General features: G+C 65.3%; 14 protein-coding genes. 5 read left to right on the top strand and 9 right to left on the bottom strand.

Features of this window, described 5'->3' with window-relative positions; genetic code table 11:
* From IVB24_RS20835 to IVB24_RS20825, 3 genes are all read left to right on the top strand, one after another.
* On the top strand, nucleotides 1-1,095 hold the full coding sequence (locus IVB24_RS20835) for a serine/threonine protein kinase (RefSeq protein ID WP_247768409.1): 1,095 nt from the start codon (nucleotides 1-3) through the stop codon (nucleotides 1,093-1,095).
* A gap of 115 nt (nucleotides 1,096-1,210) precedes the next feature.
* Nucleotides 1,211-1,744, top strand: a complete 534-nt coding sequence (locus IVB24_RS20830) for a CAP domain-containing protein (RefSeq protein WP_247768408.1) — start codon at nucleotides 1,211-1,213, stop codon at nucleotides 1,742-1,744.
* 91 nt (nucleotides 1,745-1,835) lie between these two features.
* The gene (locus tag IVB24_RS20825; RefSeq protein ID WP_247768407.1) at nucleotides 1,836-3,014 is read left to right on the top strand and encodes an aminotransferase class V-fold PLP-dependent enzyme; all 1,179 of its coding nucleotides are present in this window, start codon (nucleotides 1,836-1,838) and stop codon (nucleotides 3,012-3,014) included.
* Between the two features lie 59 nt (nucleotides 3,015-3,073).
* On the opposite strand, the gene IVB24_RS20820 is transcribed toward IVB24_RS20825, so the two are convergent.
* On the bottom strand, nucleotides 3,074-3,535 hold the full coding sequence (locus tag IVB24_RS20820; RefSeq protein WP_247768405.1) for a cupin domain-containing protein: 462 nt from the start codon (nucleotides 3,533-3,535) through the stop codon (nucleotides 3,074-3,076).
* A gap of 128 nt (nucleotides 3,536-3,663) precedes the next feature.
* Between IVB24_RS20820 and IVB24_RS20815 the strand changes: the two genes are divergently transcribed.
* Nucleotides 3,664-5,217 (top strand): winged helix-turn-helix domain-containing protein, encoded by a 1,554-nt coding sequence (locus IVB24_RS20815; RefSeq protein ID WP_247768403.1) that lies wholly within the window; start codon nucleotides 3,664-3,666, stop codon nucleotides 5,215-5,217.
* A gap of 31 nt (nucleotides 5,218-5,248) precedes the next feature.
* Here IVB24_RS20815 and IVB24_RS20810 read toward each other — a convergent pair whose 3' ends face one another.
* Genes IVB24_RS20810 through yajC form a run of 6 tightly spaced genes read right to left on the bottom strand, consistent with a single transcriptional unit; the run spans nucleotide 5,249 to nucleotide 10,902 of the window.
* Nucleotides 5,249-6,493 (bottom strand): threonine ammonia-lyase, encoded by a 1,245-nt coding sequence (locus IVB24_RS20810; protein WP_247768401.1) that lies wholly within the window; start codon nucleotides 6,491-6,493, stop codon nucleotides 5,249-5,251.
* Nucleotides 6,494-6,538: 45 nt separating this feature from the next.
* The gene (locus IVB24_RS20805) at nucleotides 6,539-7,402 is read right to left on the bottom strand and encodes a phytoene/squalene synthase family protein (RefSeq protein ID WP_247768399.1); all 864 of its coding nucleotides are present in this window, start codon (nucleotides 7,400-7,402) and stop codon (nucleotides 6,539-6,541) included.
* Complete coding sequence (locus IVB24_RS20800) at nucleotides 7,399-7,782, bottom strand: Mth938-like domain-containing protein (RefSeq protein ID WP_028144478.1); 384 nt, start codon at nucleotides 7,780-7,782, stop codon at nucleotides 7,399-7,401. Before IVB24_RS20800 ends, IVB24_RS20805 begins: the two co-directional genes overlap by 4 nt.
* Nucleotides 7,783-7,842: 60 nt before the next feature.
* Nucleotides 7,843-8,862 (bottom strand): protein translocase subunit SecF, encoded by a 1,020-nt coding sequence (gene secF, locus IVB24_RS20795; protein ID WP_094977804.1) that lies wholly within the window; start codon nucleotides 8,860-8,862, stop codon nucleotides 7,843-7,845.
* Between the two features lie 10 nt (nucleotides 8,863-8,872).
* On the bottom strand, nucleotides 8,873-10,477 hold the full coding sequence (secD, locus tag IVB24_RS20790; protein ID WP_247768397.1) for a protein translocase subunit SecD: 1,605 nt from the start codon (nucleotides 10,475-10,477) through the stop codon (nucleotides 8,873-8,875).
* A gap of 47 nt (nucleotides 10,478-10,524) precedes the next feature.
* Nucleotides 10,525-10,902: a preprotein translocase subunit YajC gene (yajC, locus tag IVB24_RS20785; RefSeq protein WP_094977802.1), complete on the bottom strand. Its 378-nt coding sequence runs from the start codon at nucleotides 10,900-10,902 to the stop codon at nucleotides 10,525-10,527.
* Between the two features lie 181 nt (nucleotides 10,903-11,083).
* Here yajC and IVB24_RS20780 point away from each other — a divergent pair, with 181 nt between their 5' ends.
* Entirely contained in the window at nucleotides 11,084-12,076 is a 993-nt protein-coding gene (locus IVB24_RS20780) for an ATP-binding protein (protein ID WP_247768395.1), read from the top strand.
* A gap of 154 nt (nucleotides 12,077-12,230) precedes the next feature.
* Here the strand turns inward: IVB24_RS20780 and IVB24_RS20775 are convergent, their stop codons facing one another.
* Together IVB24_RS20775 and IVB24_RS20770 are read right to left on the bottom strand one after the other, a co-directional pair.
* Nucleotides 12,231-13,625 carry a LysM peptidoglycan-binding domain-containing M23 family metallopeptidase gene (locus IVB24_RS20775; RefSeq protein ID WP_247768393.1) on the bottom strand — a complete coding sequence of 465 codons (1,395 nt, stop codon included), beginning with the start codon at nucleotides 13,623-13,625 and terminating at the stop codon, nucleotides 12,231-12,233.
* A gap of 109 nt (nucleotides 13,626-13,734) precedes the next feature.
* Nucleotides 13,735-14,385, bottom strand: a complete 651-nt coding sequence (locus tag IVB24_RS20770) for a protein-L-isoaspartate(D-aspartate) O-methyltransferase (RefSeq protein WP_094977799.1) — start codon at nucleotides 14,383-14,385, stop codon at nucleotides 13,735-13,737.
* Nucleotides 14,386-14,422 lie beyond the last annotated feature (37 nt).

Here is a 14,422-nt window from a genome sequence, read left to right as displayed (position 1 = left end):
ATGAGCCTCCCCAAAGACGACGCCGCGACGCTCTCGGCGCGCTGGACCGAGGGCGTGCTGCTCAAGCGCGACGTGTTCTCGACCGTCGAGCGCGGGCGCTTCCGCGGCGAGAGCGGCGAGGTCGATGCCGTGCTACGCCGGCTCGACGAGGTGCCGTGGTGGTCGTTCCCTCTGGCCCGCCATCTGTTCGCCCGCGAGAAGCACGCTCTGGCGCTCGCCAAGGGGCTGAATGTCGGACCTGAGCTTCTGTGGGCCGGACGCCGTGCGCTGGTGCGCGGCTTCGTCGACGGCGTCGCTTTGCATCTGGCAAAGCCGCATGGCGACCTCGCCTATTTCCGTTCGGCCAAGGCGGCGCTGCGTCGGCTGCGCCGCGCCGGTATCTGCCACAACGATCTTGCCAAGGAGCAGAACTGGCTGGTCGGCCGCGACGGCCTCGCCTATGTCACCGACTTCCAGCTCGCCGCCTGCTTCAACCGGCGCGGCCGGCTCTATCGCATCCTCGCCTACGAAGACCTCAGGCATCTGCTCAAGCACAAGCGTTCCTACGCGCCCGAGGCGCTGACGCCGCGCGAGCGTAAGATCCTCGCCAAGAAGTCGTTTGCCGCGAGCCTGTGGCTCGCCACCGGCAAGAAAGTCTATCGTGCCATTACGCGCGGGCTGTTCAACTTCACCGACCGCGAGGGCGGCGGTCGCAGGCTGGTCAACGACGCACCGGTGCTGACCGAGTTGATCCGGAAGAATCCAGCCGTGCGCGACACCGCCATCGTCGCTTTTGCCGACCGTCGCTCCGGCGTCGGGCTCTACGCTTTCGTCGAAGCCGATCAGGTCACGCTCGAAGGCCAGTTGCGGAACGACCTTTCAGCCGCCAAGGGGCCGAAACCGCCGGAGCACATCCAGGTGGTGCACGCGCTGCCACGCGACGCCAGCGGCAAGCCGCGCACCGAGATCCTGCAACTGGTTGCCATGAACCAGCTCGACCTGATCGAGCCGATGATGAAGAACGACCAGGATCGCGCGTTCCTCAAGGACATTCTGGAACAGCGGAAAAACCTGCGCGACCGCTTCAATTTCGAGGCGGATTTGCCGACGAGCTGACGGGCCGGATCGCGCCTTGAAGCGTCCACATTGGCAATAGAGAAGCGGTCGGAGAATTGGGGGCGGTGGAGTCATGCGCAGGCAGTGGACAATGACGCGTGGTGGGATTGGCGCAATGATCGCCGGCCTTCTGCTGCTGAACGCCACAGCCGCGATGGCGGACTCGCCGGCCGAGCTGATCTCGAGCTTCCGCCTCAAGCACGGCGAAGTCCGCGTCGTCCGCGATTCGACGCTCGACCGCATCGCCATGGATCAGGCCCGCGCGATGGCGGCAAAGGACGACCTCAGCCACGACGCGCTCGGCCCTTTCAACCGCCGCGTCGCACCGGCTGGCGCGGGCCGGGCAGCCGAGAACATCGCCTACGGCTACGACAATTTCGAGAAGACGCTGGGCCAGTGGATCGACTCGTCCGGTCACCGCAAGAACCTGTTGCTGCACAACGCCTCCCGCGTCGGCATCGCAAGTGCGAAAAATGCGAGCGGCAAACGTACCTATTGGGCGATGGTGATCGCCGGCGATTACGAGCCGAAAGGCAAGGGCAAGAAAAAGGACAAGGAGCCGCTGGTTGCCGTCAAACGCGAGGCTGCGCCCGCAAGCAAGCCGAAGTCCAGCAACTGCCACGTCAAGCTGCTCGGCCTCTGCATTTGAGATCCTGCCAGCCTCCCCGGCCTTACGTCTTGCTCGGCCCCTTCGGCGCATCTAATTCATGCATCAGGGATCGCGAGAAGTGGAGGAGTTGGTGATCGACATCGACCAAATTCGGTCCGACACACCGGCCGCCAGCCGGCTCGCATACCTCCACAACGCAGGCGCGGCTCTGATGCAGACCTCCGTTGTCGAGGCGATGAAGCAGCATATCGATCTGGAAAGCCAGATCGGAGGCTATGCCGCCGCCGATCGCGAGGCCGACCGGCTCGACGCGGTCTACGGCTCGGTGGCGCGTCTGCTCAATGCCGCGCCCGACGAGATCGCGCTGGTAGAGAACGCGACGGTCGCCTGGCAGATGGCTTTCTACGCGCTTCCGTTTCGCAAGGGCGACCGCATTCTAACCGCCGAGGCGGAATACGCGGCCAACTATGTCGCCTTTCTTCAGGTCGCCAAGAGGACAGGCGCGACGATCGACGTCGTGCCGAGCGATGCCACAGGCGAGCTCGACATCCACGCGCTCGAACGCATGATCGATGCGCGCGTCAAACTGATCGCGATCACCTGGGTCCCGACCAATGGTGGGCTGGTCAACCCGGCGGCAGCGGTCGGCAAGATCGCGCGGGCGCACGGCATTCCCTATCTGCTCGACGCCTGCCAGGCGGTCGGCCAGATGGCGGTCGATGTCGAAGCCCTCGGCTGTGACATGCTGTCGGCCACGGGTCGCAAATTCCTGCGCGGCCCCCGCGGCACCGGATTTCTCTACGTTCGCCGCGCGACGCTGCAACGGCTCGAGCCGCCGATGATCGATCACTTTGCGGCGCCCTGGGTCTCACGCGATGAATATCGGCTTCGCGACGATGCCCGTCGTTTCGAGACCTGGGAAAACAACTACGCGGCGCGGCTCGGGCTTGGCGCTGCCGTCGACTACGCTCTGGAAATCGGCATCTCGCCGATCGAACAACGCTGCCGCATGCTTGCCGGCCGTCTTCGCAGCGGCCTAGCGGCCCTCCCCGGCATCACCATTCGCGACCTCGGACGTGCGCCGGGTGCCATCGTCAGCTTCACCCTCGACGGGCACGAGGCGGACGCAGTTGTCGCCAGTGCCGCGGCAGCCGGCATCACCATTGGCGCTTCAGATCCGTCGAGCACGCGCATCGATGCCGAACTTCGCTCATTGCCGCATGTCGTGCGGGCGTCACCGCATTATTACAATACGGAAGCCGAGATCGATCGACTGATCGCTCATGTTGCGAATTTGACGCCGCGATAAACCGAAATAGGTTTGGGCGCTCGGATCGACTCCAAACTGCCGTCGCCATGGCGCCGATCTCACGCTCTCGTTGTCAGAGCGGATAGTTGATCAGTGTCGAAACGTGCCCGCAACTCGCTGATTGCTTTCGCGTCTGGCGTTCCGCTCGCGGTCAGCTTGGCCAACTCCTCGAAGTAATGTTCGTGCCCCGGCGGTGACACGGTCATCAGAACGCGCGCGGGCTCCTCACTGACATTGGTGATGTTGTGGGGCAACCCCGGCGGAATAAAAAGATAGGTCCCGGGCAGGGCCCGGACGACCTCGTCGCCGACGTGCCATTCGCATTCGCCTTCGAGCATATAGAAGGTTTCCTCCTGCACCCGATGAACGTGGCGGCCCGTGGCAAACCCCGGCGGGATCGTCCAGTCGAACATGCTGGTGTGCTGAGTGTCCTCCCCGGTCACCAGGAAGGTCATGGGATGGCCGCGCAGCGTGATGCCCCTGTTCTCGCCGGGCCTGCGGATGACTGGTTTCGCGTTCATAGGGACCTTCCATGGCTCGTTGCAGCTTCGCGTGAATGGCGAACCATGGTGCTGCGACGGTCTCGGAAAGTCCCAAAACCATTCGGAAAATATTGCAAAGGACCTGCAAAATATGTCCTTCTTCGGTAATGGCTGCGATCCTTGAATTTGGTCCATTCCGCATCGATGTCGACGCGGGGATCTTGTTCCACAGTGCCGAGCCCACCCCACTCGGCCAGCGCGCTGTGCTGCTGCTGGCCTTGCTGGTCCGGCGGGGCGGCGCGCCGGTGTCCAAGGACGCCCTGATCGAAGCAGCTTGGCCTGCCCTGGCGATCGAGGAAAGCAATCTGACCGTCCAGATCGCAGCTGTGCGGCGCATCCTGGCCGCAATCTCCGGAGAGGCGGGCTGGATCGAGACCCTGCCACGGCGCGGCTATCGTTACATTGGTCCAGCCGCCACGACGCTCGATCCAGACTGGGCAACCGCGGCCCGCGAGCAGCCGCCACTGCCCCTGCCCGACCGTCCGTCGATCGCGGTATTGCCCTTTGCAAACCTGAGCGGCGATGCCGAGCAGGACTACTTTGCCGATGGGATGGTCGACGACATCATCACTGGCCTGTCGCGCATCAACTGGCTGTTCGTGATCGCGCGGAATTCGACGTTCATCTACAAGGGCGCTGCGGTGGACGTGAAACAGATAGGCCGCGAGCTCGGCGTCCGATACGTGCTGGAAGGCAGCGTCCGGAAAACCGGCGCGATGGTGCGTATCACCGGGCAGCTCATCGACGCATCGACCGGAATGCATGTATGGGCCGATCGCTACGACCGAAGGTCCGAAGACGTTTTCGCGCTTCAGGACGACATAGCCCTATCAGTGGTCGGCGCCATTGCCCCAAGCCTGCGGCGCGCCGAGATCAACAGGGTCAAACGCAAGCGACCCGATAGCCTCGATGCCTATGATCTCGTCCTGAGGGCACAACCGGATGTCGATTCCGGCATGCCGGAACAGGTCGGACGGGCACTTTCGCTGCTCGACCGGTCGATCGCCCTCGAACCGGATTATGCGCTGGCGCACGGCAACGCCGCAATGTGCCATCATTGCCTATTCCTTCGGGCCGGCTTGCAGGAGGCCAATCGCAAGGCCTCGATCCGCCACGCACGCTCGGCCATCGCCCACGGCCAGGACGACGCGCTTGCCCTTACGCTCGCGGGCTTTTCGATCGGCATGGACGGGCACGATCGCTCCGCAGCATTCATCGCGTTCGAGGCTGCGCTCGCCATCAGCCCGTCATCGGCGCTGACCTACATCCTCGGCAGCGTCGTGCTCGGCTGGGGCGGAGACGCCGACCGCGCCATCGAATGGAGCGAACAAGGCCTACGGCTCAGCCCGTTCGATTCTTGGGCTTTCGCAGCATTTGACGCCCAGGCTCTCGGGCACTTCCATCGCGGCCGATATGAGGAGGCGTGCCGCGCCGCTTACCGCTCGGTTCAGGCCAATCCTCGCCACAGCATCACCTATGTGCAATTGGCCGCGGCGCTGGCAAGGCTTGGACGATTGCAGGAGGCGAAGGCGGCGGCCGCGCGGGTGCTGGAGCTGCACCCGACGTTCCACTACGGCCGTCAATTTCAGGGCGTCAACTGCGCGCCAGCGCTCGCCTCCTCGCTTGGCGAAGCCCTCCGCATTGCAGGCCTTCCGGAGTAGCACTCAGCTCGGCCTGACGTCGGCGTGTCACTCAAGTGCAGCGCGCGCTCAAGCCGGAGGCGCTGAGCTTCGCCATCACCTCGTCGAGATGCGCGCTGTCGCGGGTCTCGATGACGAGCTGCAGCAGTGTCGCCTTGGCCGGCAGATCGGAAAAAGTCCGCTGGTGCGAGACCTCGATGATGTTGGCGCCGGCTTCGGCGAGCAGCGCGGCCACTGCGGCCAATTGCCCGGGCCTGTCGGGGATATCGAGCGAGAGCTGGGTCAACCGTCCCTCGCGCGCGAGCTCGCGGGTGAGGACGGATGCGATCAGCCGCGTGTCGATATTGCCGCCGCTCAAGACGAGGCCCACCTTCTGGCCCGCGAAGCGGGAGGGATCCGACATCAGCGCGGCGAGGCCGGCGGCGCCAGCGCCCTCGACGACCGTCTTCTCGATCGAGATCAAGGTCGCGACCGCGCGCTCCAGCTCGGCTTCGTTGACGAGCGCAATGTCGTCGACGAGGCGGCGGACGATCTCGGTGGTGATCTTGCCGGGCGATTTGACCGCGATGCCTTCGGCCAGCGTATCGCCGCGCGCCGGCAGATTGCCGGCATGGATGGCATTGTACATCGACGGATAGAGCCAGGCCTCAACGCCCAGGATTCGCAGCGACGGCTTGATCGATTTCGCGGCGATGCCGATGCCGCTGATCAGGCCGCCGCCGCCGATCGGCACGACCAGCGTGTCGAGTTCCGGCACGGCCCTCATCATCTCCAGCCCGATCGTGCCCTGCCCCGCGATGACAAGCGGATCGTCGTAGGGATGGACGAAGATCATGCCTCGCGCTTCACCATGGCTGCGCGCGAATGCGGCCGCCTCCTCCAGCGTCGCGCCGGTGACGACCACCTCCGCGCCGTGATGCCGGGTGTTCTCGACCTTCACCATGGGCGTGCCGACCGGCATGACGATGGTGGCGGGAATGCCGAGCCGCTTGGCGTGATAGGCCACGCCTTGCGCGTGGTTGCCCGCCGACATCGCGATCACGCCCCGTGCGCGCTCCTCCGGCGTCAGCGCGGTGAGACGGTTGAGCGCGCCCCTCTCCTTGAACGAGGAGGTGAACTGGAGGTTCTCGAATTTGAGCCAGATCTCGCAGCCGCAGATGCTGCTCAGCGTGCGGCTGTAGCTGCAGGGCGTCTCGACGACGGCGCCCCTGATCGTTTCGGCGGCGGCGGCAATGTCGCTTGGGGCGACTGGCAAACCGCTGAGATCGAAGGGCGAGGTTTGGGACAATTCAGCCATGGGACAGCATAGGGCATTTGGCCGGCTCAGGCGATAAGCCAGCCGCTATTTGGTAAACTCACGCGACCGCGAAGCCCGCCACAGCGTCCACAGCGTGCGCAGCCGGGACGATTGCCTCGGCGTAAACGGATTGCGCCCGGGTTGTGACAGGAGCGCGAGGTCGGCCCGCACCTGCGCGAGTGGCAGAAATGCTGCCCGAGCCGCTGGCGGCACCTCCGCCAGCAACGACAGGGCCGTAGCCAGATGCTGCCTCGCTTCGCCCGCGAGCTGCTCCAGCACGGCGCGCAGGTTCGGCGTGTCCTTGCCGGCAAACACGTCCTCGATGTCGCAATCGTGGCCCGCCAGCAGCTGCTGCGGCACAAACATCTGCCGGTGCGCGGCATCGCGCGGCAGAGTCGTGATGATTTGCACGATGCCTTGCGCAAGCCCGGCATGACGGGCGAGATGTTCAACGGCCTCCGAGGGCTGCGCCATGATACGGGCCGCGAGATCGAACAGCGCCGATGAGGTCGCGGCCAGATAGCCTTCCAGCGCCGTCAGCGTCGGCATCGGGTCGTTGTAGAGGTCGAACTGGTGCTCGTCGACGAGCAGCGACAGCGGCTCGACCGGCAAATCGAAATCACGGATCGCGCGCAGCAGCTCGGCCGCGACCGGATTGCCCTCGGCACTGCCGTGGACCACGCCCGATAACAGATCGGTCCACCATTGAAAGCGGATCTCGCCGGGCAAGGGTTGGCTCACCTGGTCGCGGACGCGGACGATCTCGACATTGAAGGCGTAGAGCGCCAGCAGCGCGCGGCGCTCGGCAGCGGGCGCGAACAACGTCGCGGCATAGCGCGGGAAGTCGTGGCTGCGCACGAGATCGGCGCAGAAGGACAAATTGTCGGGCGGAGCTGCGGCGGCGTTCATGGCACGGCGATCAGCGCAGCCGCAACCCGCCGCCGTTCGCCGATCATGATGTTGTAGGTGCGCACGGCGGGGCCGGTCTGCATCGTGTCCAGTACCACCCTCACCGCCTTGAGCGCCTGGCGCAGCGCCGGCGGCGGCAGCCAGACCCCGGTTCCGGTGCCGATCAGGAGCGTGTCGATGCTATTGGCGGCCGTGAACACCCGGTCCAGCGAATAGCGGTCAATTTTCTGGGGATCCGTCACGTCCCAGGCCCAGATCGCGTCGGGGAGACACAGCAGCGAGCCCCGATGGGACATGCCGGCGAAGGCGAAGCCGCCCTTGCCATAGGCTTCGATCGGCGCAGAGCGCGGGAAATGGGGAGCGTTGGGATCGCCGGCCATGAGCTTGGTCCGAATGGGCTTACTGCCCTCGCAAACGCCTGCGAGGGCATGCGGTTCGGATCATGCCTTGTTTTTCTTCGCCGGCGCAGCCGTATCAGGCGCATCCTCGCGATGCTCGCCGACGCCGAGATAGATCAGGATCGGCGCCGCGATGAAGATCGAGGTGTAGGTGCCGACCAGCACCACGCCGAACATCATCACCGCGGTGAAGCTGTGGATGGCGTGCCCGCCGAACAGGAGCAGCGCCAGCAGCGCCAGCGTCACCGTGAAGTGGGTGATGATCGAGCGCGACAGCGTCGAGTTGATGGACTCGTTGAGCAGCTGCGGCATCGGCATCTTCTTGTAGCGCCGCAGCATTTCACGGATACGGTCGTAGATGACGACGGTGTCGTTGAGCGAATAGCCCAGAATGGTCAAAAGCGCAGCGATGCTGGTCAGGTCGAAATCGACTTGGCTGATCGACATGAAGCCGATCGTCAGCACGATGTCGTGCACGTTGGCGATCATGGCGCCGAGCGCGAACTGCCATTCGAACCGGAACCAGAGATAGATCAGGATCGAGACGATCGCGAGCATCAGGCCGAGCATGCCGTAAGCCAGAAGCTCGCCGGCGACGCGCGGACCGAGCACCTCGACGCGGCGGTACTCGATGGAATCACCGAGCGCGGTACGGACTTTCTGCACGGCATCCTGCTGCGCCTTGTCGCCGCCGGGCTGTTCGGCAACGCGGATCAAGACGTTCTCGGGGCCGCCGAACTGCTGCAGTTGCACTTCGCCGAGCCGCAAGCCATCCAGCGTCCTTCGCATCGCCGCGATGTCGGCGGCGCCGGACTTGGCCCGCACCTCCAGCAGCGTGCCGCCCTTGAAGTCGATACCGAGGTTCAGGCCGTGGGTGAAGAACAGCGTGATGGCGAGGATCGACAGCGCCGCCGAGATGGGGAAGCTGATCCGGCGGAAGCGCGTGAAGTCGAAATGGGTATCGTCCGGAACGATCCGCAGCGATGGCAGCCAGCCAAAGGCTGCGACCACGGTGAGAATGGCGATGAGGACGCCGAGCCCGATGAGAACGGTGTGAGTCACGATCAGGCTCCTAGATCGGCACGCTCTGCGGCCGCTTCCACCGCACCCACCAGGCGACGATCAGCCGGGTCATGGTGAAGGCGGTGAACACCGTGGTGATGATGCCGATGCCGAGCGTCACGGCAAAGCCGCGCACCGGGCCGGTGCCGATGTAGAACAGCACCGCGGCGGCAATGAAGGTGGTGATGTTGGAATCGAGAATGGTCGCCAGCGCCCGCCTGAAGCCGGCGTCGATCGCCGAGATCGCGTTGCGGCCGCCGCGCAGCTCCTCGCGGATACGCTCGTAGATCAGCACGTTGGAGTCGACCGCGATGCCGACGGTGAGCACGATGCCGGCGATGCCGGGCAGCGTCAGCGTGGCGTTGAGCAGCGACAACAGGCCGAAGATCATGGCGACGTTGATGGCCACCGCGATGTTGGCGAACACCCCGAACAGCCGGTAGGTCAGCAGCATGAAGACGATGACAAGGATCGAGCCGACATAGGCCGCCAGTTCGCCCTTCTCGATCGAGTCCTGGCCGAGGCCCGGACCGACGGTGCGCTCCTCGACCACGGTCAGCGGCGCCGGCAGCGCGCCGGCGCGCATCAGGATTGCGAGATCGTTGGCGGACTGGACCGTGAAGCTGCCGGAGATCTGTCCCTGCCCGCCCGTGATGGGCTCGTTGATCCGGGGCGCGGAGATCACCTTGTTGTCGAGCACGATCGCGAAGGGCAGCCCGACATTCTCTTGCGTGGCCTGCGCGAACTTGCGCGCGCCCGACGTATTGAACTTGAAGCTGACGACCGGCTCACTCGTACGCTGGTCGAAGGTCGCCTGGGCATCGATCAGATCGCCGCCGGCAACCAGCACCTGCTTCTTGACCACATAGGGCGTCGGCGGCGGCGACGCGCTCATCAGCAACTCGGAGTCCGGCGGCAAGTTGCCCTGTTGCGCCTGGTCCGGCGAGACGGTCGTGTCGACCATGCGGAATTCCATCTTCGCGGTCTCGCCGAGCAGCTTCTTCAGGCGCGTCGGATCCTGAAGACCCGGCACCTGCACCAGGATGCGGTCGTTGCCCTGGCGCTGGATCACGGGCTCGACGGTGCCGAGCTCGTTGACTCGGCGCTCGACGATCTGGATCGACTGCTCGATGGTCTTGCGCATGCGGTCGAGCATCGCGGCCTGCGGGACGGTCAAGCGAATCAGGCTGCCGCCGGCATCGGTCACCTCGAGGTCGCGCTGACCGCTGGATCCCATCAGGCCGCCCAACGGCTGGGACAGCTCGCGCAGCTTGGCGAGCGCAGCCTGAACGTCGGTCTCCTTGGTGATGCGAACCTCGGCCGCGTCGTTGCGCACGGTGACGCCGCCGGTGAAGCCGATCTTGGCATCGCGCAGCGTCCGGCGAACGTCGTCACGAACCTGGTCGAGCCGCTCCTTCTTCACATAGGCGGAATCGACCTCGAGAAGCAGATAGGAGCCGCCCTGGAGATCGAGGCCGAGCACGAGCCGGCGCTGCGCCCAGGCGGGCCAGGTCTTGACCTGCGCCTCGGGGAAGAAGTTCGGGACCGCGCAGAGGCACACGATCAGCGCCGTCAGGATGATCCCGAGCGCCTTCCACCGCGTGAAATACAACATCGACTGGACCTGTCAGATCAGGAGACTTGAAATTCTCGCGGACGCGCTCACTTCGACGCGGCGTCGTCCTTGGCGCTGTCCTTCGCGCTTTCCTTGGATTCCTTGGCCGGCTCGCCCTTGGCGCGCACGCCGGAGACCATCGAGCGCATCTGACGCACCCGCACGCCGTCGGCAATCTCGAACTCGATCTGGTCGTCGTCGACGACCTTGGTGACCTTGCCGACGAGGCCGCCCGAGGTCACGACGGTGTCGCCGCGGCGGATGTTCTTCACGAGATCGGCGTGGTCACGGACCTTCTTCTGCTGCGGACGCAGAATCAGGAAGTACATGATCACGAAGATCAGGGCGAACGGCAGCAGCGACATCAACATGCTGTTGGTGTCGCCGGCGCCCGCGGCCTGGGCATACGCAGGGGTAATCAGCATTCGGACGATCCTCGTGAGAACGGGGGAAAGCCGGTCAGGCCCTCAAAGGCGACCGGCTCGGTCAAATTCGCGCGGACTATAGCGGCCATTGTCCCAATTGCAACGCTGCCAGACCGCTCATTTGGCCACCTTGCGGCGCGACGTCAGGCCCGATAAGGCTGCATTCTCAGGAACTTCGGACATGCCCAGAAAACCCAGCAAAAGCCCGGCCGGCAAAGGCCCACGCACCCCTGCCCGCAAGCCCGCCCTCGTCGCGGCAAAACGCCCCAAGGGGACGACCAAAGGGACCGTCAAAGCATCCCCGGACCTCTCCCAGGAGCGCATCGTCCGCGCACTGGAGACCATTGCGGCGCACCTCTCCACCCAGGGCAAGCCGGCCCTCGAACGCGAGTCTTTCAAAGAGGCCGATGCCTATGTCTGGCACCCCGACGGACGCCTCGCCGCGGTGCCGCGGGTCAGCCGCGTCGAGCTTTTCCTGCTCAAGGGCGTCGACCGGATGCGCGACATCCTGATGGAGAACACCGAGCGCTTCGCCAACGGCCTGCCCGCCAACAACGCGCTGCTCTGGGGCGCGCGCGGCATGGGCAAGTCGTCGCTGGTGAAGGCCGCGCATGCCAGCATCAATGCGGAGCGAAATCCGGCCGACAGGCTGAAGCTGATCGAGATCCACCGCGAGGACATCGAGAGCCTGCCGATGCTGATGGAGAAGCTCCGGGACGCCAGCTTCCATTTCATCGTGTTCATCGACGACCTCTCTTTCGACGGCAATGATGCGTCCTACAAATCGCTAAAGGCGGTGCTCGAAGGCGGCATCGAGGGCCGGCCGGAGAATGTGATCCTCTACGCCACCTCGAACCGCCGTCATCTGCTGGCGCGCGACATGATCGAGAACGAGCGCTCGACCGCGATCAATCCCGGCGAAGCCGTTGAGGAGAAGGTGTCACTGTCCGATCGCTTCGGCCTCTGGCTCGGCTTCCACCGCTGCAGCCAGGACGAATACCTCGCCATGGTGCGCGGCTATTGCAGCCATTTCGGCGTCAAGCTCGACGACGAAGCGCTGGAGCGCGAGGCGCTGGAATGGTCGACCACCCGCGGCTCCCGCTCGGGCCGCGTCGCCTGGCAATTCGTGCAGGAGCTGGCGGGCCGCCTCGGCGTGAAGCTGACGGCGAAGTAGCGGACCGTTTCGCCTCCCCCACAACTGTCATTCCCCGCGCAGGCGGGGAATCCAGTACGCCGCGGCTTATCGGCTCAATGACTGCTGTGTCGGAATGCTGGATCGCCCGGTCAAGCCGGGCGACGACAGCTTCAATGCGGAGGCTCTGTAAGCCTCACGCCCCGTTCAGGAATTGAAGCGGGTCAACCGGGGTCGATCCCTTGCGGATCTCGAAGTGGAGCTGCGGCGACGCCACCTCCCCGGATTGACCCGACTTGGCAATGACCTGACCGCGCTTGATGGTATCGCCGCGCTTCACCAACAGCTCACTCGCATGGGCATATGCGGTGACGTAGCCGTTGGAATGCCGAACCAGGACCAGATTGCCGTAACCCTTCAGCTCGTTGCCGGAGTAGGCAACGACGCCGTCTTCGGCTGCCTTGACCGGCGTCCCCTCGGGCACCGCGAGATTGATGCCGTCATTGGACTTACCGTTGGTCTTGGCGCCGTAGCTCGTGACCACCTTGCCGCGCACCGGCCAGCGGAAGGTCGGCAGCGCGCTGGTGGTCTCTGCTGCTTTCGCCGGCGCCTCGGCGGCGGGTTTCTCTTCGACATTCGCCGTGGCCTGAGCCAGGCGCGCGCTCTGCACCGGCGCGGCGGCAGCCGCCATCCTGGTGGCGGGCGCGGGAGCAGCCGCAACCGGCTGGAGCGTGCCGGCAACCGGGGCGGCTCCAACCGGAGCCGCAGCAACCGGCGGCGCCAGCGCAGCGGTCCTGGCGCCGGGCACCGTCAGCTTGGTGCCGAGCTTTAGCTTGGCCGACGGATCGAGGCCATTGGCACGGGCCAGATCAACGGACGAGATGTGGTTCTTGCGGGCTATGCTGGCGAGCGTATCGCCGCGGTTGACGAAGTGCATGCTCGACGGCGCAGCAATGGCCGCAACTGGCTTGGCCGCAGGCGCCATCACGTGAGCCGCCGCGACGGGAGCCGGCGCAGGCGCAGCGGCCGTAGCCGGATGCGGGATGATCAGTTGCTGGCCGGGCGAGAGCGCGCGCGGCCCCTTGTAGCCGTTGGCCGCGAGGATCGCCTGCGGCGTGACGTGATAGCGCCTGGCGATCACATCGAGCGTGTCGCTGGTGCCGACGATGATCTTGGTGCCTCCGGCCGGCGGAGCCGCGGCAACGGAACGCGGCGGCACAGTAGCCGTGGTCTCGAGATGCGGCTGCGTCGGGGGCGCGTAGGAACTGACGCCGCGCCCGCCTCCGGACACGCCACCACCACCCGCAACGGGATAGGACTGCGGTGCGGTCACCGCCGGCGGCGGCAAGGGCTGCGACTGATAATAACCGGACTGCGTCTGCGGCCGCGAATATTGCGGCAGCTCGCGCTGCGGCGGCGGTGCCTGCTGCACCGAACCGGTCTGATCAGACGCGAAGGGGTTGGAGAAGTTCGACTGGGACAGCCGCGACGACAGGTCGGCGCTGCACCCTGCGAAGCTGAAGGAGATCAGCGCCAGCACCGCGACCTGCGGTACGCGGCGCGAGTAAAGCAACTCGGCGACGACGGACATGGTTACTCACTCGTACGCAACTGAACTGGTCTTTTAAGTAAACACGCACCGAGTAAATAACGGCTTAACCCTCCCAATAAGATGTTGGCAGCACAGCCGATCCGGAAATCTACAGCTCCCGCGCCACCCCGGGCAGCGCCGGCACGAAGCGGACATCGACGAGTTCCTTGCGCTCGATCCCGGCTTCGGTGCGGGTCAGGCGGATCAGCGTCTGCACGCCCTGATGCGGGCCGACCGGCGCGATCAGGATACCGCCGACCTCGAGCCGCTCGACCAGATTCTCAGGTATCTGCTCCACCGCGGCGGTGACGATGATGCGGTCGAATGGGCCGATATTGGGCGGCAGATCGAGACCGTCGCCGAGCATCACCTCGACATTGTGACATTCGAGCTTTTCGAGCCTGGCGCGCGCCGTGTCGGCAAGCTTGCGATAGCGCTCGACGGTCAGGACCTGGCCGGCGAGCCGCGACAGCACGGCGGCCTGATAGCCGGACCCTGTCCCGATCTCCAGGACGCGGTGCCGCTTCTGGAGCTGCAGCTGTTCGGTCATGTAGGCCACGACGAAGGGCTGGCTGATGGTCTGCCCGCAGGCGATCGGCAGCGCGCTGTCCCGATAAGCGCCGTCGCGATCGGCCTCGTCGACGAAAAGCTCGCGCGGCACCGCCTCCATGGTTCGCAGCACCGCTTGGTCGCTGATGCCCCGACGCCTCAGCGTGAGCTGAAACATCATCTTTTCCGGCGGATGCTGATCGGAGGTCATTGCCTGCTTGTGCCGTCTTGCCGGATCCGGTGGACAT

The organism is Bradyrhizobium sp. 192, from assembly GCF_023100965.1.
GTDB classification, from domain to species: domain Bacteria; phylum Pseudomonadota; class Alphaproteobacteria; order Rhizobiales; family Xanthobacteraceae; genus Bradyrhizobium; species Bradyrhizobium symbiodeficiens.
Note: the sequence above shows the minus strand (reverse complement) of the source record. Positions and strands in the feature narration are given on the sequence as shown.